Origin of the sequence: Puia sp. P3 (assembly GCF_050632245.1) — a bacterium.
Taxonomy (GTDB): domain Bacteria; phylum Bacteroidota; class Bacteroidia; order Chitinophagales; family Chitinophagaceae; genus Puia.
In genome coordinates this window covers 1,906,333-1,929,889 of sequence record NZ_CP192583.1, presented here as the reverse complement: position 1 = coordinate 1,929,889, position 23,557 = coordinate 1,906,333, and the positions used below count along the sequence as shown (strand labels likewise).

The following is a 23,557-nucleotide window of genomic DNA, read 5'->3' as shown; positions in this document are numbered from 1 at the left end:
CCGCATAGTTCAGCCTCCCGCCGCCGCCGGCGCCAGCGATTTTTGAATACTCGCCAGCGACTCCGCAGCAAAACCAACGCCCCCAATCTTACCCAACACCTGGGCGGCCCCGGGAACATCCCCTGCCTTCACTAACCATCGCGGGCTCTCCGGCAGCCAGAGCGCTCCAATAAAGAAAAGTGCCGAAGGGATCGAGCCCAGTCCGAACATCCAGCGCCGGGCCTCGGCTCCGTTGTTCCGCAGGCCATAGTTGACGAGATTGGTGATCAGAATACCCGTCACCACCGTCAGCTGGTTAATGGCTACCATTCTGCCCCGCAAAGGAGCCGGTGAAACTTCCGCGATATACATGGGAGAAAGCATCGACGCCATCCCCACACCAATGCCGGCCATACAGCGTGCCCCGATAAAAAAATCACGGTTCGGGGCAAACGCCATCGCCAGGGAAGACAGACCGAATACCGCCGCCGACAGCAGCAGCCCCTTGCGGCGTCCATAACGGTCCGAAAGACTACCCGCAATAAGACAGCCCAACGCCGCTCCCACGGCAAGACTCGCGGCGACCATCCCCTCCCACCAGGTATCGAGACCGAACTGATCCCGTAAAAAGGAAGCGCCCCCGAAATAACGGCAAAATCAAATCCAAAAAGGTATCCGCCCAGGGCGGAGATAAAAGACAAACCTAAAATATAGGTACTATTGTAAGAATATTTTGACATAGCAATCATTTGGTATTCATCTCAACAACTGTCGTCGATCGATAGACCTCACCAGGCCTCAATATCGTATCAGGAAAAGACGACTGATTGGGGCTATCCGGGAACGCCTGGGTCTCAAGTGCAACCGCACCATGCTTCAAATACGGCACCCCCTGCGCCCCCACGACACTGCCATCCCACCAGTTAGCCGTATAGACCTGTATTCCCGGCTGGTCCGTCAGTATCCGCAGCTGCCGCCCCGATCCGGGATCGTATAGTTCGGCGGCAACGCCCATCGTTCCCGCCAACGAACCATCCAGCACATAATTATGATCATATCCCCCGTCCTGCGGAAGCTGACCGAAACGATCACCTATCCTCCGCAAGGCGGTAAAATCCATCGCCGTACCGCTCACCGGAAGCAACTGCCCTGAAGGTAGATTCGAACCGTTCTTCTCGGTATACCGGCTGGCGAATATCCGCAACAAATGATCGTCGATCACAGGTCTCTCGAAACCCGAGAGATTAAAATAAGAATGATTCGTGAGGTTGACCGGAGTAGCGGCATCGCTGACCGCCGTGTATTGCATATGAAACCTCCCGGCTGCGTCCAGCATATAGCCCACCTGTATCCGAAGATTACCCGGATAGCCCTCTTCTCCATCCGGGCTCGTGTACTCCAGCACGACGCCCGACTCATCATCGCTCTCTATCCTCGATTGCAGCCGCCAGCGCTTTCGATGCAGTCCTTCGAATCCCCCGTGGAGGTGATTGCCGTCATTGTTCACCGATAACTGTACCGTATGTCCGTCCAGCATCAGACGGCCCTTGCCTATCCGGTTCGCATACCTCCCGACAATACACCCAAAATAATGATCGTTCTGCCAGTACTCCTCTGCGTGCCGGAAGCCCGCCACGATATTCTTCACCCGCCCGTTGCGATCAGGCATTTCCACAAAAGACACGGTGGCCCCAATATCCAGAATTCCAACGCGAACAGCGCCCCTGCTGAGCACATATTGACAAATTTCCGTCCTCAGCATGCCTGCTCCTGTTTTATTGCCTGTTGAAAGAATGTCCCCATCTGCAAATAGACGGCCGCGCCCTGATGATTCATGTCGAGACGAAGTACCTCCTCCAGATAACGCTTTGCGCCCTCCCCGTTGCCAAGACCCAAATGTCCCAGTCCTATCAGATAGCTGCAGTGTATCCGGTTGCGCCTGTTGATGTCCTGATCAAAAACCAGCATATCCGGCAAAGAAACGGCAAAATAGTCGATAGTAATAACGTCGTCCATATGCGCCTCCCCGAATTGTATAAAGCTCGCGAAGATCCGGCGCGCGGTCGACGCCTCTCCCAGCTGAAACCACGCCAGCGCCTGATAGACGATCTTGTCCGGCTGCGGATCGTTGTAGTAGATCGCCTGTGCGGGCTGGCTGATACCCACCGTCGCCGCACGAAACCATTCCGCGGCCTTCTCCCGCTGCCCCAATCCCTCATATACCAACCCCAGCAGATAATAACGGTCGTTCTCCTGCGTGCCGTACAGCTTGCCTTCGCCCAGGTTCTCCGGATAGGTCTCCGTGGCCATCAGCAGATCCAGCGCATTGCTCAGCCTGCCCTGCGATATCGCCAGCTTCGCCAGCTCGTGGTGACACAGCAAATACTGGCCCACCACCTTTCCTTCTCCTCCTTCCCACGGGTGGAACTTGCGCAGCGCAAGCAGCTTGCGCGCCATCTCATACTCCTTTAGCTGATTGTATAGCGTGACCCGCTCCAAATAAAGATCATCACGCTGCTCTACCAGCTGCGGATACCTTTCCAGCAGCTCCAGTCGCTGCTCAAATGGCCGGCCAAGTATTTTATACAGCTGGTCCAATTCCATCAGCACCCTCGCATCACCCGGGTCCAGTGCAAATGCCTTTTCGAGAAAACCAACCGCGTCTTCCTTCTTCCCCAGCTTGTTGTAATAGGCCAGCGCAAGATTTCGGAATACCGTCGGAAACCGGTCGTCTAGTTTTGCAGCTTCTTCCCAGCACCTGATCGCATCCGAATACTGACGCTTGTCATACCATAAATTGCCCAGATAATACCCGGCCCGCGCGTCGGAAGGATTCAGCCTCTGCGCGTCCTGCAATATCAGCACCTCTTCGATCTTATTCGGAAAACACCACGACGGGTCCTGCCCCGCGGCAACCTTATAAAAGCCCAGCGCCGCAGGACCATGCCCTGCCTGAGACGCAAACCATCCCCTGTAATAGCTAACCAGCGGAGATTCAGCAGGGCATTGTCCCAACACTCTATCAGCCTCTTCGTACAACCCTGCCTGCGCATAGTCCAGCGACAATTCGAGGTAATTGTTCAACGACCCGCGCATCAGCGCAACAAAGGTATCGGTACCCGATTCAAACAGGCATCCAAAGTTGAACGGATCTATCCCCAGCGACTCCCTGATAAAGGCTTCAGCGGGCCGCCCCAGCCTGCGCAGCAGCGCCGCCTTCAGGTGGCGCGCCACGGGACTATGATAGTTGCGCACCAGCGACCTCTCCACCAGGGCCAGCGCCTCGGAATAACGCGATTGTGCAGTCGCAATACGTGCCAGAGACAGGAACGCGCTGTGCTGCCAGGCGTCATTCCAGGTCGCCTTATAAAAAGCATCATAGGCTTCCTGCAGACGCCCCTGCAATTTCAATGACCATCCCAGATGATAATACGGCTCGCCGTCATAAGGATTCGGGTTCCGCCGGGTAATGGACGCCACCGCCCGCCGGAAATAAGGCTCCGCCTGCCCGAACTGTCCCCGCCGCAGCAATAACAGCCCCATGGCGTTGTTACAGCGGATATCTTCCGGACTCCTGCGCAGCCCCTCGGTATAGTAGTCGATGGGATTATAGGTCGCATGGCGGTACTGCTCCAGGTGCAGTCCGTTCAGATAGAGGTCTTCGACATGCGCGATATCGGCAGGCGCCAGCGCGGCCGTAGCCGGCGCCGGCATCGCCGGGCGCTCCGAAGAAGGATCGCTATCCTGCCAGTGCCACGAGCACAAGACCCGCGGCATCGGTCACCACCACCGCCCAGTCACCAGTCCGGCCCTTTCCGTCAGGAGCGGAAAAACTTTCTTCAAATACCTGGCCGGGGGAGATCTCCACGACCCACTCCCGAACAACCCTCCCCTTATTCAACAGCCGGACCGCAGCGTCCTTATACACCGCCGTCGTATATACCTTAACCTGCGCCACATCTCCCTCCCACTGCAGATTCAGCATCGCCTCCTTTGTCGCATTCTTCACCTGTCCGACCAAAGTATAAGGCATAAAGTACTGTTCGAAGCTCTTTTCTTCATTGGGCTGCAGCCAGGAAAAATCCGGCTGGTTATCCGTAAAGACACCGGTCATCAGCTCGATATAGGGACCGTCCTCATCCGTCAGGTTCCTGTCCCAGGCCTGTCCAAAATCCCCGTTGCCCCAGGTCCACTGTTTCTTCCCGGGGAAAGATGATGATTCGCGACGTGCAGCATACCCGCCTGTGTGTCGTGTTCATAGCAACCCATGAAATCATATCCCGATCGGATCGCCATATACGAAGTCGGGACAGGAATATTGGAATAGCGCGAAATATCCGTTCCCGGAGCGTAGTTGACTTTATAGTATGTGCCCGTCGCGATCGGAAAATCGGACACATCCCTCTTCCCATGATCGAAAACAGCATATACATCCGGTGGAAAAATGGACTGGTAAGCGTCATTGACCTTTACAGCCGGATTGGCCCACCAGAGAAAGGTCTGCGGAAACGGCGTTCTGTTGAACACCCTTCCTTTTATCTCCAGATAGGCTTTGTCGGGATACAGTGTAAAGCCCGCCATCCCTTCGTCCTGAACATCGCCTCGATCTCGTTCACCCAAACCGTCGCAGTTCCGTCGGGAAGCTCCTCGATCGTATAGTCTACAGGACTATAGGTGCTTGGACGGTGGTGCTGCGGCCAGTTGAACTCGATGCCTCCGGATATCCACGGGCCGGCAAGCCCAACCAGAGCGGGCTTGATCACCTGATTGTAATAGATGAAATCCCGGCCCCGCACTTTGTCATAGGCCCGCTGTATACGTCCCCCCAGTTCGGGCAGGATCATGATCTTCAGATAGTCGTTTTCGATGAATACGGCATTGTACAACTGATCCGTCTTCTCGTCTGCGATCGCCTCGACCACCGGGTGCGGATAGACGACGCCGCTGCTGCCCTGATACACCCGTTTCTCAAGGAACATTGGGTTCTTCTCGGGCTTGCCGATAGGGTATGTTGGGATCGATATCTTCTCTGCCCAGGCTTTTACTCTCATACTAAATCGAATTTATTAAATTAATAACCGGGGTTCTGGTCCGTCGCCGGAATATCCGGATTCTGCAATATCTCCGTCAGCGGAATGGGATACAGCTGATTGAATGCCTGGATCGTCCCGCTCTGTTTGGTCCACTTATTTCTGGCCTTCACCAGATTCAAAAAACTGGTCGTGCGGATCAGGTCACTCCGCCTCCAGCCTTCAAAACAAAGCTCCCGCATCCGCTCGTCCAGGATATTGGTCCGAAAGACGTCAGGGCTCATACCAGGATCCCAGCTCAGCCCAGCAGGTATGGTGCCTCCGAAGGCCCTGGCCCGGATCGTGCTGTTCATAAGATGGACGGCATCCGAAGTCTTCCCCAATTCGTTCAGACACTCCGCGTACATCAGCAGCACGTCCGCGTAGCGAATGTAAAAGATATTCTTGCCGGAGTACCAGAAGCTCATGACGCCATCGGTCCGGGGATCCTCATATTTCTTTACGTGCGGGTCCAGCTCGTCACCCCCAAATCCCGTCGAAAGGGTCGGCGTAATCCCCTTATATGTGAAATCGTACCGGATGCTCTGCGCCTTACGCAGGTCTCCCGCCTCCCAAAGACCGCCGGCCGACTTGTCGCTGCTAGCAGTACATCGTCGGCACCATGAGATCGTATCCGCCGAAATAGCAGTTGGCTCCAACACCCGCCAAATTTGCCAGCGCACGCGAACCCATCTGCCACTGGGTCTGGTTGTTGTCAGGGTAGGTATTGTTGAACTGGTATTCATAGATAGACTCGGCGGAATTCGCGTGCCCGGGGTCCCAGAGATCGGCATAGTTGGTCAGCAGCGAATATTTCCCCGACTGGATCACCAGGTTCAGCGTATCGGCCGCCTTCTGGAAGTTACGAACATTTGCCTCAGCGGGCGCGCTCATATATACTTTTCCCAACAGCGCCAGTGCGGCGTATTTCGTGACATGGCTCTTATCACTCTGGGTCTCGGGTAGATATTTGGCCGCCGTTTCCAGGTCATTGATGATATAGGCATAGACCTGATCCAGCGGCTGCCGTCTGGTGCCCAGCTGGTCAAACCGCGCAGGGTCCGAGATCGGGATCTTGCCCCAGTACTGGGTCAGTTCGAAGTTGACACCTGCCCGGATAAAGCTGGCCTCGCCCAGCAGTTCGGTCCGCGTCGCCTCGTCCTCCTTGTTGTTCTGCAATGCAAATACCGCCTGCGCCGCCGCGACGACTATCGGCCAGCGGTTCTGCCACTGCCCCGTCAGCGCGTTATTCCGCGGGACCATATACCCGTCATAGCGATCCAGCGCCGCCTGATCGGGATCGGTCATCACCTGATAAGCGCCCTGCTGGGCTTCGTCGCTGCCCAGCTCGAACATAAATCCTCCCCTGTCCTTTCGCACATTGCGCCAGTTGGTGTAAAGACCGGAGATCAACGGCTTGATATTGTCCAGCCTGGCAAAGGCCTGGTCCTGCGTAAGCGCCGTCTTTGGCTGCTGGTCGAGAAATTTCTTACAGGAGACCTGCGTAAAGGCTGCCGTAAGGCTTGCGTATATAATGATATTTCGGATTTGCATAAATTGATTGGTTTAAAGTGACAGGTTCAGCCCAACGGATACCGATTTCGTATTCGGGAAGCCATCTCCCGTTTCAGGATCATATCCCTTGTCTTTGGTGAGCAGCAGCAGATTGGAACCCGTCACATAGATACGGGCATTGTCAAATACGTTCTTCCTCACCGATGGTGGCAGCGTATAGGACAGAGAGAGCACAGACATCCTCAAAAAAGAAGCATTCTGAACTCCCAGGTCCACATCCCCGACCCCAAATCTGGGTATGCCGTATACCGCCCTCGGAATATTCGTATTCGTATGCGTCGGCGTCCAGCGGTTGAGCATATCGACAGACGCTGCTTCCATACCGTCCGACTGGATCCCGCCCTCATACAGCGAACTGATGCGCTTCAGACCCGAAGAATAGTTGAAGAATACGGTCAGCCCGATACCCTTCCAGGTAATGTCCGATCCGAAACCGCCATAAAAATTCGGGTCGAGCTTCCCCACAACATACCGGTCATCATCATTGATCACGCCATTGCCATCCTTGTCGACGGGAACTATATCGCCAGGATGTACCGTACGCCCGCCGAGAATTGATCCTCGATAGTTTCGCGGTATCGCTGACCTGCGCGATCTTCGAGAATTTATAGGAATAGATGGTGTTGACGGGCTGACCTACGATATAGTTGCCTCGTCCGCTGGATCTCGACCACCGGTATATCCGCCCTTGTTATAGATGGCCGGTACGTTGCCGCTCAGTTTGGTAACCTTGTTGACGTCCCTGGAGATCATAAACCGGAAATTCCACTGCAGGTCTTTTTGTTTGATGATCGCATATTCCAGTGTAAACTCCAGCCCCTTATTCGTCATAGCGCCCACATTGGATACCTGGTTCAGTAAAGCCCGAGGTCAGCGCCAGGGATTGATCGATCAGCAGGTTGTCGTTCGTAATATGAAAATAGTCCGCGGTCAGGTTGAGCCGGTCGTTCAGCAGCCCGATATCGGCGCCGACATTCACCTGCTTCTGCCTTTCCCACTGCAGGTCCGGATTGCCCCTTCTTCCGTCGTTGTTGTAGTAGACCGATCCGTTGCTGTAAACGGGACGATAGAGCGATACGGTGGCATAGTCGGGAATATTCTGGTTGCCCGCAACGCCATAGCCTACCCGCCATTTCCAGTGGCTGATGGCGCTGATCTTCGACATGAAACTCTCCCGGCCCATATCCCACGCGACAGCCAGCGACGGAAACGCGCCCCATCTGTGGTTGGGGCCAAATTTGGACGAACCGTCATACCTCATCGTGAGCAGTAGCAAAATACTTGTCCTTCCAGCCCCATTCCACCCGGCCCAGATAGGAGATCAGCGTCGTCGTGACAAAGTCGGACCCCAGCACCGTCCTGTCCCTCGACATCACCCCACCCAGATACATATACCCGAAATCGTCGTTTGGAAAGCCATACGCGGTAATTTGGTTGTAGTTCGAGCTGTTCTGCTGCAGCGAGGTAGCCACGAGGAAATTCAGCCGGTGATCGCCAAAGCCCTTTGTATAGGAGGCCGAGTTATCCCACTGAAGATTGTAGGTCTCCGTCTTGTACTGCATGGCATTTCCGTGGTTGCTGTTGCGCAGGTCCTGCCCTGTAGTGGTGGGAACATAGGAATACTGCTGCTCATTGGAAATGTCCGCGGAGAAGGAGGTCCGGATATTCAGGTCCTTTATCGGAGAGACATTGATAAAGTTGCTGGTCAGCAGCCGGTTCAGGTACTGATTGTTTTTGATATAGAGGCTCCTCAAAGGATTGTACTGGTCCTGGTTAAAGATATCCGCCCATTTTAGCGTATACAACCCGGCGGTATCCACCGGCAGCAGCGGGTTAGCCGCGACCGCCGTCGGGAACACAGTCCCATCGACCACATCTGTGATGCTATGGGTAAAGGTCGTATAGGTCCTGACCTTGAGCCAGGACTTGACGTTCTGGTCGATATTGATACGGGCGCCCATCCGCCGGTAGTCCGAGCCTTTTAGCAGGCCCTTCTGGTCGGTATAGTTGAGACTAAGATAATAAGTGCCCTTGTCCGAGCCGCCGGAAAAATCCAGGGTATGGTTCTGTGCCAGGCCATTCTGAGACACGGCATTCAGCCAGTCATAGGTTTTTCCGCTTTTGAAAGTCTGATGTTCATAGGGTGCAAACACCAGACTGGAAGTATCGCTGGTGATACGGTTGATATAGGCCTGACGGTCGGCGCCCGGATTGTTCTCGATATACTGGTTCGCAAAAGCGTCGGCCCTCAGCGCATAGATCTGCTGTGCATTCATGAACTTCATCTTCCGCTCGAACGACGACCATCCGATCCAGCTGTTATAGTGGACGGAGCCGGTGTTTTTACGGCCCTTCTTTGTGCTGACGATCACGACGCCGTTGGCGCCGCGCGACCCGTACAACGCCGTGGCCGACGCGTCCTTCAGCACCTCCATGGATGCTATATCGTCGGGATTCAGCGCATTCAGGTTGTCGCCGACGATCACACCGTCCACCACGAAGATGGGGCTCGTACCGTAGCTCAGCGAATTATTGCCGCGGATCTTGATCGAGGCCGCACTGCCGGGCTGGGAGGCGTTGACGACGTAGACGCCCGGTACCTTTCCCTGTATGGCCGTATTGATATCAGTTGTCGGGGTGATCGAAATGGTCTTCGCATCGATGCTGGCGACTGACCCCGTCAGGTCGTGGCGCCTGACCACGGCGCCGACTACGATGATCTCGTCCAGATTGCCCGTTCCGCCGGCTTCGAGATCCACGGTCAGAGCGGTCCTTCCCGCAACATTCACCTCCATGTCCGCATAGCCCATGGCATGGACAAGCAGCACCGCGTTTGCCGACGGTACCGTGATCGTGAAGTCCCCCGCCGCCCCCGCGACGACAACATTTTTCGGATTCGACTGTTGCGTGACCTGCACGCCGGGAATGGCCTGCCCGGTACTTTTCTCCCGGACCCTTCCCCGAATGGTCAGACTGCGCCCGCCGCCGGGTGTCTGATCCTGCGCGTGAACGATAAGGGTGCACACGCTAAGCAGTAGTAAGAATAGGCTTTTTGTCATATGGAAGCTTTATAGATTTTTATCACCGCCCCTCCACCCGAAGCCAGGTGCAGCTTCAGCATGGTATGTTGATTGACAGCTCTCGTCTCGTGCCGGTAGGACTCGGCGTTGGTATCGGCGTCGGCGCCATCCTTCAGCAGATCGGCCTGAAACTCGCCATCCCCCAGAAAAGAAAGATCGACGCTCAGGTCCCTTGACGTCCAGTCGGTCGCCGCACCGACATACCAGCTGTTGCCGCGTCTTTTGGCAAGTACCACGCATTCTCCCAGCCTGGCGGACAACACTTTCGTATCGTCGAAGGACACGGGCAGTGCCGACAGAAAAGCCATTATATCGGCGTACTTCCGGTAGGCTTCCGGCGAATCGCTGAGCACGGCGAGATACTGGTCGAAGAGGATAAAAAGGGCCAGCTCATGGCAGCGGGTGCCCATCGTGGTGGGTAACCCTTTGGAAATGGGAACAAAAGAAGCCCTGCTGCGGTTGCGCATCGACCCCGGCGTATAGTCCAGGTCACCGCAGAGCATACGTATAAAGGGTATCTGAAGATGATAAGGCGGCCCCGAAGTCGTATCCCATTTGCTGCACTCCTCACCCCGGACGGCTTCATAGTTGATGACATTGGGCCATGTGCGCTGCAATCCGGTTGGTTTGGGCGATCCGTGGAAGTCGACCAGCAGATGCCATCGGGCAGCCGAGGCAGCTATCTGTTCCTGTTGATGGATGATCTTCTGGTCATCGCGGTCAAAGAAATCGACCTTGATCCCCTTCAGTCCCCATTTCCCGAACGTCTCCATATAGTGGTCCAGTTCAGCCATCAGTGAAGCTGGCATTGCACCACACCAGGATACCCACGTTCTTCCTTTTTCCGTATTCGACCAGCTCCTGGATATCTACCCGCTGCGGGGTATCCAAATGATAGAAATTGCTCCAGCCCGCGTCGATCAGCGTATATTCCAGCCCATGACCGGCGGCGAAGTCGATATATTCTTTGTAAAGTCGCGTGCTCCTGTTCTCCATACCGGTGGGGAAGCCGGCGTCGCCGACAATGGCGTCATGCCACCACTCCCAGTCGCATTTACCTGGCCTGATCCACGAAGGATCGGGGATCAGCGAAGGAGTCGCCAGCTTGTACACCAGTTGATTGGTCAGCAGTTTCCTGTCGTCATCGGAAACGATGACCACCCTCCACGGCAATACCCGGCTGCCGGCCGTACGGGCGATGTAGTCCTCGCGTTCGTCGACCCTGGTGGACATACCCCAGTCACCCCCTGTATGGCGTCTCCCTTTTAGGATAAGCCGCCCAAAAACCATGAAAGCCGCCTTCGCCCTTCTTCAGGAACATTCCCGGATAGTCCCGCACATCGGACTCCGCGACTACCAGGCGAAATCCACGGTCGGTGAACAGCGCCGGCACGATGACGTTGTTCGAATCGGGTACCTGACTCACGGATGAATAAGACGTATAGGGCAGTTCCCAGGAGGTCAGCTTTGGCGTCACCGACAGCAACGCACTGTAAGCCGGCTTCAGCGCGAAACTGACCTCTTCAGTATTGACCGTTACAGTTGAAGGAAAAGACAAGACCCAGCGCCAGGCGATACCCTCGTCGTATGCCCGCACCAGCAGCGAAAAAGGCTGACTGAAATCGATCCGCAGTTCGCGGTAGTCGTCTTTCAACCGGTCGAATTTGCCATAGAGCGGAGTGATCACGGACCGGACACTGTCCCTGCTGATCTTTTTTATCACGGAACCCCTCCCAAGAACGGAGCGGTCGACCGTCAGCGATATCGGCGAAGCCGCGACCACCTGCTGCTGGCGGTACCAGATGCTGTATCGGATCGAAGCCCCTAGCGTCACCCGGATCTCGACCTTCCCGTCAGGAGACGAAAGCCGAACGATCTGTTCAGCCGATACGGCAATGGAAGACAGAAAGATCAGTAAGAAGATTCCGGAACGGGCGGCTGGTCTGGGCATCACAATCGCTTTATTACGATCCAAATTTCGCTATGCACCCAAAAAGAAAGAATAGTATTTCTTCTGAAAAAGATGGATTATTTTCTGGTTTCCTTAATTTGCAGTTTTAAGACCAATGTCAACCAATAAGAACAGACACCGCAAACGGCAGGGCTTCGAAGGACAGCGACTGATCGTCCTGCCCAAAAAAATCACGACGGATTTTCTGACTCGCGACCCGGTGACAAAACAGATCTACATCACAGACATCGGGTACTATCCCAGTGGCTAAGTTCCACTACGTAGACCGTCCTGCCGGAGTCAGCCAGCACATCATTATCTACAACGTGGAAGGAAGTGGCTGGGTCGGGATCGACAAAAAAGAACGACGCTCTCCGCCTCCCAGTTCATCGTCATCCCGGCCAATACTCCGCATAAGTATGCTTCCAACGAGAACGATCCATGGACTATCTACTGGTTACATTTCAGGGGAGACCTCGCCACGTATATCGTCGACCTGATTCTGCAGAACACGAGGAATTACAAACCCGACCTCGCCTTCAGCGAGAACAGGATCAAATTGTTTGAAGACATCTATTCCGGACTCGAAAAAGGATATGGCAGTGACAACCTGCGCTATGTCAACATGATCTTCTATCATTTTCTGTCTTCACTGCTCTATGAAGAAAAATTCAGCTCTTCGGAAAAGAGAAAGGAAGGAGATCTAATCGCCGACACCATCGAGTTGATGCAAAAAAAGACACACACCGTCATCAGCCTGCAGGAATTGGCGCGCTTCGCCAAACTGTCCGTCTCGCACTTCTCCGCCGTCTTCCGCGAACGAACGGGCTACTCGCCTATCGAGTACTTCAATCACCTGAAGATCCAGAAGGCCTGTCAGTACCTGCTGTTCACCGGTATGACGGTAAAGGAGACAGCGGCCAGCCTCGGCATCGACGACCAGTATTATTTCTCGAGGATGTTTACCAAGCTGATGGGGCATTCACCGGTAGAATACCGCAAACGGAACAAGACAGGCAAATAAGGCTATTTCCGCTGCTGCTGACGGTACAGGAGAATATCTTTTATAAGGCGTTTGTCTTTTTTATTAAATGCCTGCAGCTCGCTGCTGATAAAAGGATCTTCCCCTATCCGGTCCGCCACTATTTCGTAGGCAATGTCCCTGATCGTCCGTTCGACGCCGGGCCGCCCGATCTGCTGCTTCATCACCTGCAGGTATTTCTCTTTATTCTTTATGTCTGTCTCATCCGCATAGAGCTTCCTGATCTCCCTGTCCAGCTGACGCGGGTCTTCGATCGCAGCAAAATAAAGATTCAGGCAGTTGACGGCTTCCCTGTCGTTTCTCCATCCCTGCAATAGCAGCGACTGCGCTGCCTCCCGCTCGTCCAGCTTGTCACGCCGGCAAGCCGCTGCCCGGATATAGTCCTGATGGCTAAGGTGCTGGTCGACGACCTTTTCGAACCAGGGCCGAGCCTCTTTTTCTTATCGATGACAAGGTAGAGTTCGCCCACCTTTTCATATCGTATCAGTTCCTTATACAATTCGATAGCCTCCAGATACAGCTGCCCCTTCTCATAGCACTCTGCCGCCCTGACCTTATTATCCAGGTATTTGAGATAGATGGACGCCGCCTCGGAATGGTATCCGCCTTTTTCCAGCGCTTCCGCGCCCGCAGAATAGTCTTTCAGCAGCCGAAGGTATACAAAGGCCGCCTGACGATATTCCCTGTTCTGCAACAGCATATGGGCCGTATTCCGGTATTCCTGGTTCAGGAGGTTCAGATGGCTATGTCCCAGTCTGACGGAGCCCGGCGTGGCCGATCCCCGACCGCCCCCGACGCCCTCCAGCAGATTGCCGGGCAAGGAAAAATTAGTCCATAGGCGGGACAATGTAAAGGCCGCAGCCGTCCCGCCCCGCGACACCCCGTCGTTGTCGATAGGGATCGCGTATTTCAGGGCCTCCATGGGATCCTTTTTGAAAAGCTTCAGCAGCTTGTCTACCTCCCTGTTGTTTCGTTCTTCCAGCGCATCGAGATCGGCCTGCAGCCTGCCGATCCATTTTGACTGCATCTTTCCGGCCCGCGCTCTGCCCAGCACCAACCGCAGCAGCCAAAGCCGAACCTTTTCCCTAAATGACAACGGCCGGTTGTCGGCCGATACCTGCGAAAACTCGGCAGCCAGGCCCTCCAGCGTTTCTTCGGGAGACAGCGCCTTTTTATAAAAGGCCGTCGCCCGCGAAGGCATATACACCGACGCCGCAGGCGTCACGATATTTCGGTCGCCCTTCGCCGGCCGCACAAGTACATCGCGCCATTGTATAGGCTCCGGCAATTGAACCCAGCCCGTCTCAGGGTGGTAAAAATGCAACTGATCTTTCAGCAGCCGGTCCAGTTCGGGTATTGATAGCTGTGGGTACAGCCGGCTGCACTCGGGAATGAACAGCCTGTCGCCGATACACTGACAGTAGGGGCTGCTGCCGGGGTCCTCCGGCCATGCGAATTCATCGCCCGGCACCAGCAGACAACCCCAGACTGAATTTGCCATTTCCCCGGCGATAGGGTAAAAGGATGCCTCCTCCGGCGATATACCCATTCCCTGCACCTGCCGGAGCCAGCCGGTCAGCTGCTGACCCCGGATGAGGATCCCTCCGCGCGGATAGCTATTTTTATGATATGGCTGTACGGTCAGCTGCATTGCAGGACGTGTTGAATGAAAGGTCGGATATTTTCTTCGTAAAAGGTGGGGGTGCTCACCTTTATTAAGGGTTCCCCCTGCATTTTGGGGTAGTAGTACATGTTCCCCGAGAAATACTGGTCCGTCGCCGCCGCAAGCGACGCGTCGAGCGCCGCGGGAATAAAGACCGGTCCGGACCGGTCTGTGGACTCGCCCGATGGCGCCTGCTGCAGAATGATCATTCCCGACCGGTGCACTTTTATCGTACTTCCTCCCGGAAAGACAAATTCATTCCGCTCGCGGTCGAACTGCGCGGAAGCCGCGACACCCCTGGACTCGCGGGAGGCCGACAGCAGCTGAAGATGTCCCGGTTTGTTCAGCACCAGCTCGTGCTTATTGAAGACCAGGTTCCCCTGCTGGTTGATAAAAATATGGTGGATATTCTTCAGTACCGACCAGGTAAAGGAGATGCCGGACTTTCCTGTCTCCGTGTTCTGCTGCAATGTCTCATACCAGGCAACGAAAGGATCGCCCGTCCCTATACTCCTCTTTTCTACGAGTATTTCCTGCTGAAATGAAAAACTCCAGCAGTATTCGTCGTTCATATAGTGAAACTCCTGATCCATAAAAAGAAATCCGGAAAGTGTGAAGGCTTCCATTCGTTGAAATAAATGGATTTGCTCTCGCCCGTAGCCAGCCGGCAGATCGTCAGCTCACGGTTGTGGACCTTAAAGGAAAGGAACAGCTGCCTTCCGTCTTCTTCCGGACCCATCGCAAAATGACTGGCGGAAGGCGGAACCTGCTCCATCACCAGCCGCCAGCCCATTCCCGAGGACTTTTCGTTCCGGGGATGACGCAGCAGATTTCTTTCCTTGGTGACGGCAAAGAGGTCGAATTCACTGCTGACAAAGAATTTCTTCGGGGCCGTGGGCGGCGGGAATAAGATAGGTATCCGCATCCTGCCCGGCGGCACATCTTCCGGCAATTCTTCCGTCTTCCCCTTTTTTCGGGTTTCCCATAGCTGTTGCAACGGCAGCCTGAGTTGCTGGATCAGCCTCCTGCCCTTGTGCTGGTTGCGGTAGAACAGCAGTTCGCCTTCCTGGTCCGCCGTCACCCAGTATTTGAACCGGGAGTAGTTGTCGCTGATGACCTTTTGCACCGCAGGATGCCGCATCGTATCCGGAGAGGTTATAAAAAAACTTCCGACCTTTTCGGGCCTTGCGCGCTCTCAAAGAATTTGGCCAGCCCCTCCGCGGGATGCAGCGCACCGTCCACCAGCTGGATGCTTGCAATGACTTCTTCCACGGTCCTGGTATGCACAGGATAAAAGCCATTCCCTATCGCGTAGGCCGTACAGGGGATATCCGTCCTGGGATGTCTGGCGATGGCCAGCAAAATAGCATAGGCCAGTATTTTGGGCGTTCCCCAGGACTTCAGCGAAACGTCCACCAGGATAATTCGCTCCATCGGGTCTACTCCCGGCGGCATCTCACGGTGTAAATACAGCGCCTCATTGTTGGCCAGCCGCGACAAAAACAACCAGTCGTCGCTGGCAAATTCCGAGATCAATAATTTATCGAGATCCCCCTTATTCGAGAGGTCCGAAAAACCGCCCAACGGCTGCGCGCCCGGCAGACTATGATGGATAGGAATATTCATCCCCGACCACAACGACCTGATCAGCGCGCCCAACGGAAAGGTCGCCGGATTGTCGGTCAACTCCTCCACAAAATCTCCGGCCGTCCCCGGCTTCTCTTCTTCCTCCAGGATCGGCTCATCGATCGCCGGTATTCCCGCCATCGCCTCGATCAGGGCGTCCCCTGACGGAAATTTTTTATGCAATAATTCGATACAGCAAAAATCATCATATAGCGCTTCATAGCTGAATTCCTTTGTCTCAAACAGGCTACCGAGCCCATCATCCTCCCTTTCCATCTGCACCTTCGCTATAATTTCCTCCGCTTTTGCCGACGCCTCCCTTGAAAGGATACCGTGACAATCCGCAAACAATAGTTGAAAAAGTTGGATCCTGCGATTGCCCGTCGTATACGCTACAGGCAGTGAATCCAGCATCCCCAAAAATTTAATAACAGGCCCCCTTATATCTCTAAACGTCGCGTACTGGCCTGGGTTATGTTTTACCAGTCGATCCAGGTCGTTGTACAGGAGGTTCTTCAATTCCCTTATCAGGTCTACCGAATGGTTCGTCCCAAGTATCGCCAGCAGCAACGCCCCCAGGGGCGGTAATCCCTGATCCATCAGATCTTCCAGCACCTGTATCACGTACCGGCTATAGGCAATCGTACTTCCTCCGGGAATAGCAATGACTTCCCCACCCTCTTCAAGGACCCAGAAATAATTCCTGTATGCCGAAAAATAACTCATCGGATATCTGATTCACTCAATCGGAACGAACTGATCGACAATGGCCGGAACGATTCTTTCTTAACCTCCAGGTACCCGCCATGCTCCTCCCAGACCAACCAGCAATCCCCCTGGGGATTCATCTGCCTGTCCAGCGTTTCGGCAAGCAACGGCCATTCCAGATCCAGCCCCGCCGGCAAAAGATGGTTTCCGCGGCGCCAGTAACTTTTTCCCGGCAGCGGCAGCAAAGGGTTGCCCAGCAACAGGGCCTGATCGTCTACGATCACCCACGAGAGCGGTTCGAGCCGCACCGCCGGCGCCGTCTTTATATAGCCCCCCAGCAGTCGCGCCGACACCAGCATAGCAACGGGATCCTCCTCATTGGAGGACGCCGCCAGCCGCACGGGCAGCTTCTCCGAAAGCCCGAAATAATTGTGATTATAGGAAGGATATTCCAGCGGCATCGCCTTTTCCAGCGGCGTCCACAGCAAGCCGGAAGGCAGTCGTTTCACGGGCACCGCTGCCCCGATGGGGAACAGCAGCTGCGACTGGTCGTCGCGCATATAATAGATCTTTTTCAACGGGATACTCCTTATCTCTGTCGATTCCAGCTGCTCTGCGGTAAGCCCCCTGACCCAATACGCATCTTCCGCAGCGGCTGTCCTCAGCTGACTCCAGTGCCTTACCGGCCCGAGATAGTCCAGATGCGGCCTGCCTATCTCCAAAAAATAGCTCACATCGTTAGAAGGATCTTCTGCCATAGGCTATCGATTTCCTGTTGAACGTACAGCTTCTGTTCCTGGTTCCTGATCCAGCTGCACCGCGTCTGCACATAGCGGAGTTTGTCCTTGATCACGTTCTGTTCTTCGAAAGACAATCCGTCCAGCGCCCATCTGGAGCCCAAAAAATTGACCTCTTTCATCACTTCCTCCGGGTCGGGGACCTTATTATACAGCGCCTGGGGATGTGCGGGGACCGCGTCGTCTTTTTCGATGACGGCGTCGATGATACCCGCTAGTATTTCCACCTGCTCTTCGGTGTCCCAGATGTATTTCAGCACCCAGAGGTCGGAGAGGATGGCTTTATTCCTTCCACAGACCAGCGCGCTGGCTGCAATGATATTCTGCAGCTTTACCGCCCGGCGATCCGACACTTTAATGCCCGTACTGCGGAGGCTGTGGACAATATCGATATAGGTTGGTCGTACCGGCGCCAAGTCTATCCCGCGGCAGGCGGCCTGCAGGGCGGCGACTTCCGCGGAGGATATGGATGGCCGTTCGTCCTGACCGCCTGACTCCATCCTCCAGCCCGCCAATAGCACTTCCTGCAGCCTGTCCGGATCGACGTACTCGCATTTCACGCGGATGAGAAAACGGTCCAGCAGTGCCTGCAGCGCTTCATCTTCCGGCAACATATTGCTCGCACCCACGAACATCAGCGCCGGCAGACGACGGGTTTCCTTCCCACGCCGGAATATCTTCTCGTTCAGTGCCATCAGCAGACTGTTGAGAATAGCGCTGTTGGCGTTGAATATCTCGTCGAAGAACACAAAGGAAGCCTCTGGCATCATGCCCTCCGTATTCGTCACCAGCTTCACCCTCTTTCAGCCTGCGGATATCAAAGGGACCGAAGATCTCGTTGGGCTCGGTAAACCGTGTCAGCAGGTATTCAAAATTCTTCCCGTCTTCCAGACAGGACGACAAATGCCGCACGATGGCGCTCTTGGCCGTTCCCGGAGGTCCCAGAAGAAAGAGGTTTTCCTTCGCCAGCAGACTGATCCCGAGCAGGTCGACGACCTCGTCCTTACCCACAAAAGCATGCTTGACGTAGTGCAGTACCTTATTCAGTTTCTCTATCGGATTCATCATATTCCCGTAATTCTTTCCAAAAATAGTCGGCGTGATCACCCAGTGCCGCGCGTACGTCCGACCGGAGAGCGCGGCTGTTCGCGAATGCTGTTACCCGCCCGCGTATGACCCTGTCCGTATACAACCTCCGCAGACAGTCGTTGGCCAGCACCGGACCCCAGTCAAAAACCTCGTCTACCGCTGCCCCACCGGATACGGCGGCCGGACCGTCCCCGGCAATCCCACCCCTGAAATAACCAACCCCCGAATAATGCCATTTCTTCAAAAGATCTTCGAGAACGGAAACCAGCACATCGTCCGGATTGATCTCCCTGGTTTTTGCAATGACGTCGGGCAGACAACGCAAACAAAGATCGGCAGACAGGACGGCCGCCGCATCGATCGGCGCCGGATAGTCCGCCAGCAGCCGCTCCAGATCTTTTTCGTTCTGATCCCTGAACAACAACAGCTGTGAAGCATCGTAGACTATCCTCGCCGCCCAGACCGCCGCCGCCTGCGCGAAAGCCGGAGGATTGCCGGGAAAGCCGACGCTCTCCATTTCATATTCTTTTCGCAGGAAATCTCCAACTGCCTCTTCTTCGGATCTTGTTGCAGTGATCAGCCGGTCGTAGACCAACATCTCCTCCTGCTCCCTTAAGTGTCGGATGGTTTGAAGGAAATGGTTATCGCTGGAGAGGGTCATAAGTCCTTTCAAATATACAAAATCCTGCTGTTGCTGCCTTCTCAAAAAACAGTATTTTGCACCATATGGCTTCTCCTTATTCTTTCTTCGGCAGGGACATGAGCTGGCTAACCTTCAACTACCGTGTGCTTGGAGAAGCCGCTCGGGAAGCGACTCCCCTGCTGGAAAGGATCAACTTCCTTTCGATCTGGAGCTCGAACCTCGACGAGTTTTATCGGGTACGCATCCCCGCACTCGCCGCCCTTCAAAAAATAAAATCGACCAGGGAAAACTACGTTTCCGCCGAGGGAACAAAATTGATAACACAAATTTCATCCCGCCTGAACAATCAGCTCGAGTCCTATGGCCGCCTGTTTACGACCCGTATAATTCCGGAGCTTGCCACCCACGGAATCCGTTTCGTATACGCTGAAGCCATCCCGGAATCGATAAGAACGACAACACAGAACTATTTCTTCACACAGATACTCGCTTTCATCCAGCCGGTATACCTCACCCACGGGAATTCGGGATTCTTCCCGGAGAACGACAGGCTCTATTTTCTCGTCGTCCTCGGCGACAGCCACGAAGGCGAACGTCTGGTCATCGTCAATATCCCATCGGACAGCCTGCCGAGACTCTATGATACAACGGTGGGTGATACCCGCTATATCCTGTTCATCGACGACATCGTCCGGGAGAACATGGCCTGCGCATTTCCGCAGTCGACGATCAGCGGCATCTATAGCGTTAAGATCACCCGCGACGCAGAACTGGACCTCGAAGACGAATACGAAGGCGATATCGCCGAAAAAATAGAAAAGAAACTGGCGAAAAGGGACGCAGGTCTGGCCACGCGCTTTCTGCACGAGCCCGGAATTCCCCTGCGAACCATGGAGGCGCTGGTCCATCGCCTTGGGCTGGACAGGGCATCCCTTGTCTCGGGCGGCCGCTACCACAATATGCGCGACCTTTCGGGATTCCCTATAAGGGACCGCTCGCTGTCATACAGCCCATGGCCGCCCCTCCGGCAAAAAGCCGGCCACCCCAGCCTCCTGAAGGCCGTCATGGAAAAAGACCTGCTGCTGCATACCCCATATGAAAGCTACGACCCCGTGCTGCGCTTCTTCAATGAAGCCGCCATCGATCCGGCAGTGGAAGAGATCTATCTGACCATGTACCGCGTAGCAAGGGATTCAAGAATTGTCCACGCACTTATCAGCGCCTGCCGCAACGGGAAAAAGTGACGGTATTTGTTGAACTGAAAGCCCGCTTCGACGAAGCCAACAACCTCCACTGGGCCCGTAAAATGAAGGATGCCGGGATAAAGATCATCTACAGCATTCCGATGCTGAAGGTGCACGCCAAGATCGGACTCGTAAAAAAGAATATCGACGGCAGGGTCCATTACGCAGGCCTGCTGGCCACGGGCAACCTCAACGAAAATACCGCCCGCTTCTATACCGACCACATCCTCCTCACCGGCCAGCACGACCTGATGCGCGAGCTCGAACTGCTCTTCATCTTTCTCAGCAAACGGAAAGACCCGCGCAAGACGGAGAAGATAGCATTCCGGCACCTGCTTGTCGCGCAGTTCAACCTCCTGGACCGATTTATCGAACTTATCGGCCGCGAAATTGAAAATGCCCGCGAGGGCCGGCCGGCGGCCATTACGATAAAGCTGAACAATCTGGAAGAGGAAGTTCTCATCGGCAAGCTGTACGAGGCGTCGCAGGCTGGCGTCCGCATACAGTTGATCGTAAGAAGTATCTGCTGCTGTATCCCCGGCGTCGCCGGGATGAGCGAAAACATCACCATCCGCCGCATCGTTGGCCGTTACCTCGAGCACGGACGAGTATTCATCTTCCACAACAACGGCGACGAAGAGATTTTTCTCGGTTCGGCCGACTGGATGGACCGCAACATCTACCGTCGTATCGAAGTTTGCTTCCCCGTCAGCGAACCCGCCCTCAAAGAAGAGATCCGGAACATCATCCGCCTGCAGTTGGAAGACAACTCCGCCGCGACACCCATCGACAGCCACTCCGAAGAAGTCGCCATCGACCCGGAATTCCCCGGCTCAACCGCCGCGGGTCCCAACTCCCAGGAGGCCATTTACCAGTATCTTTCCGGCCTTCGCGCGAATCAGTAAATCCGTGCGTCGGGCCGACCCGGTAAATCCCGGGCCTATACTTTCGCGAGATGATTGGTAAAACCCCAGTCCACCAGCTTCTCAAACGCGGCCCATACCTCGTCAGGGATCTCCATCGGGATCTGGAACCCCTTCTCCGGATAGACCCGGATCCGCTGCAGATCGCCCACCATGCTGTTGATCACCCGATCCATGGGTATCTCTTCATTCGCATAGTCCTCGAATGCGATCTGCGGAGAGGTGACCAGCAGCTCCTTGTCGGGCCACTGCTTTTTGAACGTCGCAAAGCTGCGCCGCTCCATATACGGCTTCTGCACCAGCAAAAAACTGGCTGGGTGCAATCCCTTCTCCTCCAGCAGCTCGGCGGGAGAACTGGATATTCTCGCCGGTATTGGTAGACCTGTTCTCGATAAAGATCGCCTCCGAGGGCACTCCCCTGTCCAGCGCGATACGGGCGAACTGGTCCGCCTCCGGCTCTGTCCATAACCCCTTCGTCAGATAGCCCAGCCCCCCGGAAAAAAGCAGGATGGGCGCCAGGCCCTCCAGATATAGTTCGGCCCCGCGATCGGCCACCCGGAGGTCATGGCTTCCGAGTACCAGTATACAGTCCGAGGGGGCCGGCTTGTGGTACAGATGGTGATAGTCCCACAGTTTTCTTGCTTCAACAAGTACTTCCTGAGTGATCATAGTGGGGCAAATATAAAAAAAGGCCGGTCAATCGACCGGCCTCGCTATAAAATCGGATGAAAATTACATTACTTCGTGCTCTTCCAGCCCTTTGGGCGTAGCAACCGAGGAGGGTACCCTGCGTATACTTTTCGTCGTGCTGGCTGGCGTCGAGACCTTCTTCCTCTTCTTCTTCGCTTACGCGCAGCGGAACGATGAAATTGATCAGTTTGAAGATCCCGTAGGAGACTGCAAAGCTATAGCCGACAGCGATCAGCATGGCCTTCACCTGCGTGAAGAAGAAGCTTGCGTTACCGTAAGCCAGACCATTGGCGCCAGCTTTGTTGATCGTCACCGTCGCGAAAACACCGGTCAGCAGCATCCCTACGATACCGCCGAGACCATGACAGGGGAAAACGTCCAGGGTATCGTCAAGGACCGTTTTGGTCGCCTTGAAATGAACGGCCATATTCGAGATGATAGCGGCTAATACACCGATGAAGATGCTCTGGGGTATCGCTACATAGCCGGCAGCCGGGGTAATGGCAACCAGACCGACTACGGCACCGACGCAGAAACCGACGACGGAAGGCTTCTTGCCCCTCATTACGTCAAAGAACATCCAGGAAAGACCCGCAGCGGCAGCGGCCGTATTCGTAGTGGAAAAAGCGCTGACGGCCAGGGAACCCGCGCTCAGGGCAGAGCCGGCGTTGAAACCGAACCAGCCGAACCACAGCAGACCCGTACCGATCAGTACATAAGGGATATTCGCGGGATGCGTCTCCTGACGCTCGATATGAACTTTTCTGCGTTTGAGCACCAGCGCACCCGCGAGAGCGGCGCAGCCGGCAGAGATATGAACCACCGTACCACCGGCAAAGTCGAGAGCGCCCATCTTGGCGAGAAAGCCGTCCGGATGCCAGCTCCAGTGCGCCAGTGGTGCATAGACCAGCAGGCTGAACAGTACCGTGAACAGCACATACGCCGAGAAACGCATCCGCTCGGCAATGGCGCCTACCACCAGCCCCGGCGTGATGATCGCAAACATCAGCTGGAACATGGAGAACAGGGACTTGGGAATGGTCGGAGCCGGACCCCATGCCGGACCGGTTGCCACGCCTTTATAAAAGAGATGCGTCATCGGATTGCCGATGACCCCGCCGATCGAATCACCAAAACAAAGGCTGTAGCCAACCACGATCCACAGGACGCCAACCACACCGGCGGCGACCACGCTCTTCATCATCGTCGAAAGAACGTTCTTGCGATTGACCATGCCCCCGTAAAAAAAGGCCAGGGCGGGAGTCATCAGGAATACCAGGGCCGTAGCTACCAGTATCCAGGTAATGTCCGCCTGATTATACTTACCATCGTCAACACTGGTCGGCAAACTGGGAATAAAGACGGCCACGATGGCTACCGCCACCAGTAAGAAGAAGGGTAAGAACCTTTTAAGAGTGATTTTGCTCATAATCTGCAGGATTTCATATTAATAAAAAACTAATATCCAAAATTCTCCG

Annotated in this window: 24 protein-coding genes and 5 pseudogenes; 5 read left to right on the top strand and 24 right to left on the bottom strand. The window is 55.0% G+C overall.

The genetic code is table 11. From position 1 onward, the window contains the following. Nucleotides 1-9: 9 nt before the first annotated feature. From ACQ86N_RS11680 to ACQ86N_RS11625, 12 genes and pseudogenes are all read right to left on the bottom strand, one after another. Nucleotides 10-567, bottom strand: a complete 558-nt coding sequence (locus ACQ86N_RS11680) for an MFS transporter (RefSeq protein WP_431215301.1) — start codon at nucleotides 565-567, stop codon at nucleotides 10-12. Between the two features lie 157 nt (nucleotides 568-724). Further along, nucleotides 725-1,741 (bottom strand): aldose epimerase family protein, encoded by a 1,017-nt coding sequence (locus ACQ86N_RS11675; RefSeq protein WP_431215300.1) that lies wholly within the window; start codon nucleotides 1,739-1,741, stop codon nucleotides 725-727. Continuing rightward, the gene (locus tag ACQ86N_RS11670) at nucleotides 1,735-3,756 is read right to left on the bottom strand and encodes a tetratricopeptide repeat protein (RefSeq protein ID WP_431215299.1); all 2,022 of its coding nucleotides are present in this window, start codon (nucleotides 3,754-3,756) and stop codon (nucleotides 1,735-1,737) included. Before ACQ86N_RS11670 ends, ACQ86N_RS11675 begins: the two co-directional genes overlap by 7 nt. Then, nucleotides 3,719-4,958 (bottom strand): annotated as a pseudogene (locus ACQ86N_RS11665) (DUF5107 domain-containing protein). The gene ACQ86N_RS11670 and the pseudogene ACQ86N_RS11665 overlap by 38 nt, the downstream one beginning before the upstream one ends. A gap of 92 nt (nucleotides 4,959-5,050) precedes the next feature. Beyond that, complete coding sequence (locus ACQ86N_RS11660; protein ID WP_431215298.1) at nucleotides 5,051-5,710, bottom strand: RagB/SusD family nutrient uptake outer membrane protein; 660 nt, start codon at nucleotides 5,708-5,710, stop codon at nucleotides 5,051-5,053. Then, nucleotides 5,649-6,602, bottom strand: coding sequence for a RagB/SusD family nutrient uptake outer membrane protein (locus tag ACQ86N_RS11655; RefSeq protein ID WP_431215297.1), 954 nt, complete (start codon nucleotides 6,600-6,602; stop codon nucleotides 5,649-5,651). The genes ACQ86N_RS11660 and ACQ86N_RS11655 overlap by 62 nt, the downstream gene beginning before the upstream one ends. A 12-nt stretch (nucleotides 6,603-6,614) precedes the next feature. Continuing rightward, on the bottom strand, nucleotides 6,615-7,115 hold the full coding sequence (locus ACQ86N_RS11650) for a hypothetical protein (RefSeq protein ID WP_431215296.1): 501 nt from the start codon (nucleotides 7,113-7,115) through the stop codon (nucleotides 6,615-6,617). Between the two features lie 144 nt (nucleotides 7,116-7,259). Further along, nucleotides 7,260-7,454 carry a hypothetical protein gene (locus tag ACQ86N_RS11645; protein ID WP_431215295.1) on the bottom strand — a complete coding sequence of 65 codons (195 nt, stop codon included), beginning with the start codon at nucleotides 7,452-7,454 and terminating at the stop codon, nucleotides 7,260-7,262. Beyond that, nucleotides 7,444-7,899: a TonB-dependent receptor domain-containing protein gene (locus ACQ86N_RS11640; protein ID WP_431215294.1), complete on the bottom strand. Its 456-nt coding sequence runs from the start codon at nucleotides 7,897-7,899 to the stop codon at nucleotides 7,444-7,446. The genes ACQ86N_RS11645 and ACQ86N_RS11640 overlap by 11 nt, the downstream gene beginning before the upstream one ends. Further along, a complete protein-coding gene (locus ACQ86N_RS11635; protein ID WP_431217368.1) occupies nucleotides 7,874-9,682 on the bottom strand; it encodes a SusC/RagA family TonB-linked outer membrane protein in 1,809 nt (602 codons plus the stop codon). The genes ACQ86N_RS11640 and ACQ86N_RS11635 overlap by 26 nt, the downstream gene beginning before the upstream one ends. Further along, nucleotides 9,682-10,947: pseudogene (locus ACQ86N_RS11630) on the bottom strand (glycoside hydrolase family 97 catalytic domain-containing protein); the annotation flags it as partial. The pseudogene ACQ86N_RS11630 and the gene ACQ86N_RS11635, both read right to left, overlap by 1 nt. Continuing rightward, nucleotides 10,944-11,654, bottom strand: coding sequence for a glycoside hydrolase family 97 N-terminal domain-containing protein (locus ACQ86N_RS11625; protein ID WP_431215293.1), 711 nt, complete (start codon nucleotides 11,652-11,654; stop codon nucleotides 10,944-10,946). The pseudogene ACQ86N_RS11630 and the gene ACQ86N_RS11625, both read right to left, overlap by 4 nt. 115 nt (nucleotides 11,655-11,769) lie before the next feature. Between ACQ86N_RS11625 and ACQ86N_RS11620 the strand changes: the two genes are divergently transcribed. The 3 genes and pseudogenes from ACQ86N_RS11620 to ACQ86N_RS11610 all read left to right on the top strand — a co-directional run bounded on the left by ACQ86N_RS11620 (nucleotide 11,770) and on the right by ACQ86N_RS11610 (nucleotide 12,678). Beyond that, complete coding sequence (locus ACQ86N_RS11620; protein WP_431215292.1) at nucleotides 11,770-11,925, top strand: hypothetical protein; 156 nt, start codon at nucleotides 11,770-11,772, stop codon at nucleotides 11,923-11,925. 54 nt (nucleotides 11,926-11,979) lie between these two features. Then, nucleotides 11,980-12,228, top strand: a pseudogene (locus ACQ86N_RS11615) (AraC family ligand binding domain-containing protein); the annotation flags it as partial. Nucleotides 12,229-12,279: 51 nt separating this feature from the next. Continuing rightward, complete coding sequence (locus ACQ86N_RS11610; protein WP_431217367.1) at nucleotides 12,280-12,678, top strand: helix-turn-helix domain-containing protein; 399 nt, start codon at nucleotides 12,280-12,282, stop codon at nucleotides 12,676-12,678. A 2-nt stretch (nucleotides 12,679-12,680) separates the two neighbouring features. On the opposite strand, the gene ACQ86N_RS11605 is transcribed toward ACQ86N_RS11610, so the two are convergent. The 9 genes and pseudogenes from ACQ86N_RS11605 to ACQ86N_RS11565 all read right to left on the bottom strand — a co-directional run bounded on the left by ACQ86N_RS11605 (nucleotide 12,681) and on the right by ACQ86N_RS11565 (nucleotide 19,285). Further along, a complete protein-coding gene (locus tag ACQ86N_RS11605) occupies nucleotides 12,681-13,010 on the bottom strand; it encodes a hypothetical protein (protein ID WP_431215291.1) in 330 nt (109 codons plus the stop codon). After that, nucleotides 12,968-14,347 (bottom strand): hypothetical protein, encoded by a 1,380-nt coding sequence (locus ACQ86N_RS11600; protein ID WP_431215290.1) that lies wholly within the window; start codon nucleotides 14,345-14,347, stop codon nucleotides 12,968-12,970. Before ACQ86N_RS11600 ends, ACQ86N_RS11605 begins: the two co-directional genes overlap by 43 nt. Continuing rightward, a complete protein-coding gene (locus ACQ86N_RS11595; RefSeq protein WP_431215289.1) occupies nucleotides 14,338-14,985 on the bottom strand; it encodes a hypothetical protein in 648 nt (215 codons plus the stop codon). Before ACQ86N_RS11595 ends, ACQ86N_RS11600 begins: the two co-directional genes overlap by 10 nt. Further along, on the bottom strand, nucleotides 14,928-15,500 hold the full coding sequence (locus ACQ86N_RS11590; RefSeq protein WP_431215288.1) for a hypothetical protein: 573 nt from the start codon (nucleotides 15,498-15,500) through the stop codon (nucleotides 14,928-14,930). Before ACQ86N_RS11590 ends, ACQ86N_RS11595 begins: the two co-directional genes overlap by 58 nt. A 14-nt stretch (nucleotides 15,501-15,514) precedes the next feature. Continuing rightward, the gene (locus tag ACQ86N_RS11585; protein WP_431215287.1) at nucleotides 15,515-16,711 is read right to left on the bottom strand and encodes a hypothetical protein; all 1,197 of its coding nucleotides are present in this window, start codon (nucleotides 16,709-16,711) and stop codon (nucleotides 15,515-15,517) included. Next, nucleotides 16,708-17,451, bottom strand: a complete 744-nt coding sequence (locus ACQ86N_RS11580; RefSeq protein WP_431215286.1) for a hypothetical protein — start codon at nucleotides 17,449-17,451, stop codon at nucleotides 16,708-16,710. Before ACQ86N_RS11580 ends, ACQ86N_RS11585 begins: the two co-directional genes overlap by 4 nt. Beyond that, the gene (locus ACQ86N_RS11575) at nucleotides 17,424-18,257 is read right to left on the bottom strand and encodes an AAA family ATPase (protein WP_431217366.1); all 834 of its coding nucleotides are present in this window, start codon (nucleotides 18,255-18,257) and stop codon (nucleotides 17,424-17,426) included. Before ACQ86N_RS11575 ends, ACQ86N_RS11580 begins: the two co-directional genes overlap by 28 nt. Before the next feature lie 88 nt (nucleotides 18,258-18,345). Further along, nucleotides 18,346-18,555: pseudogene (locus tag ACQ86N_RS11570) on the bottom strand (AAA family ATPase); the annotation flags it as partial. After that, the gene (locus tag ACQ86N_RS11565) at nucleotides 18,530-19,285 is read right to left on the bottom strand and encodes a hypothetical protein (protein WP_431215285.1); all 756 of its coding nucleotides are present in this window, start codon (nucleotides 19,283-19,285) and stop codon (nucleotides 18,530-18,532) included. The gene ACQ86N_RS11565 and the pseudogene ACQ86N_RS11570, both read right to left, overlap by 26 nt. A gap of 20 nt (nucleotides 19,286-19,305) precedes the next feature. On the opposite strand from ACQ86N_RS11565, the pseudogene ACQ86N_RS11560 reads away from it, so the two are divergent. Both ACQ86N_RS11560 and ACQ86N_RS11555 read left to right on the top strand, forming a co-directional pair. Then, nucleotides 19,306-20,702, top strand: a pseudogene (locus ACQ86N_RS11560) (phospholipase D-like domain-containing protein); the annotation flags it as partial. A gap of 15 nt (nucleotides 20,703-20,717) precedes the next feature. After that, nucleotides 20,718-21,371, top strand: coding sequence for a hypothetical protein (locus tag ACQ86N_RS11555; RefSeq protein WP_431217365.1), 654 nt, complete (start codon nucleotides 20,718-20,720; stop codon nucleotides 21,369-21,371). Nucleotides 21,372-21,406: 35 nt separating this feature from the next. Here the strand turns inward: ACQ86N_RS11555 and ACQ86N_RS11550 are convergent, their stop codons facing one another. From ACQ86N_RS11550 to ACQ86N_RS11540, 3 genes are read right to left on the bottom strand one after another with little or no spacing between them, the layout of a single operon-like run. Next, entirely contained in the window at nucleotides 21,407-21,565 is a 159-nt protein-coding gene (locus ACQ86N_RS11550; RefSeq protein WP_431215284.1) for a hypothetical protein, read from the bottom strand. Between the two features lie 10 nt (nucleotides 21,566-21,575). Next, nucleotides 21,576-22,058: a YdcF family protein gene (locus ACQ86N_RS11545; RefSeq protein WP_431215283.1), complete on the bottom strand. Its 483-nt coding sequence runs from the start codon at nucleotides 22,056-22,058 to the stop codon at nucleotides 21,576-21,578. Continuing rightward, entirely contained in the window at nucleotides 22,033-23,508 is a 1,476-nt protein-coding gene (locus ACQ86N_RS11540) for an ammonium transporter (RefSeq protein ID WP_431215282.1), read from the bottom strand. The genes ACQ86N_RS11545 and ACQ86N_RS11540 overlap by 26 nt, the downstream gene beginning before the upstream one ends. Nucleotides 23,509-23,557 lie beyond the last annotated feature (49 nt).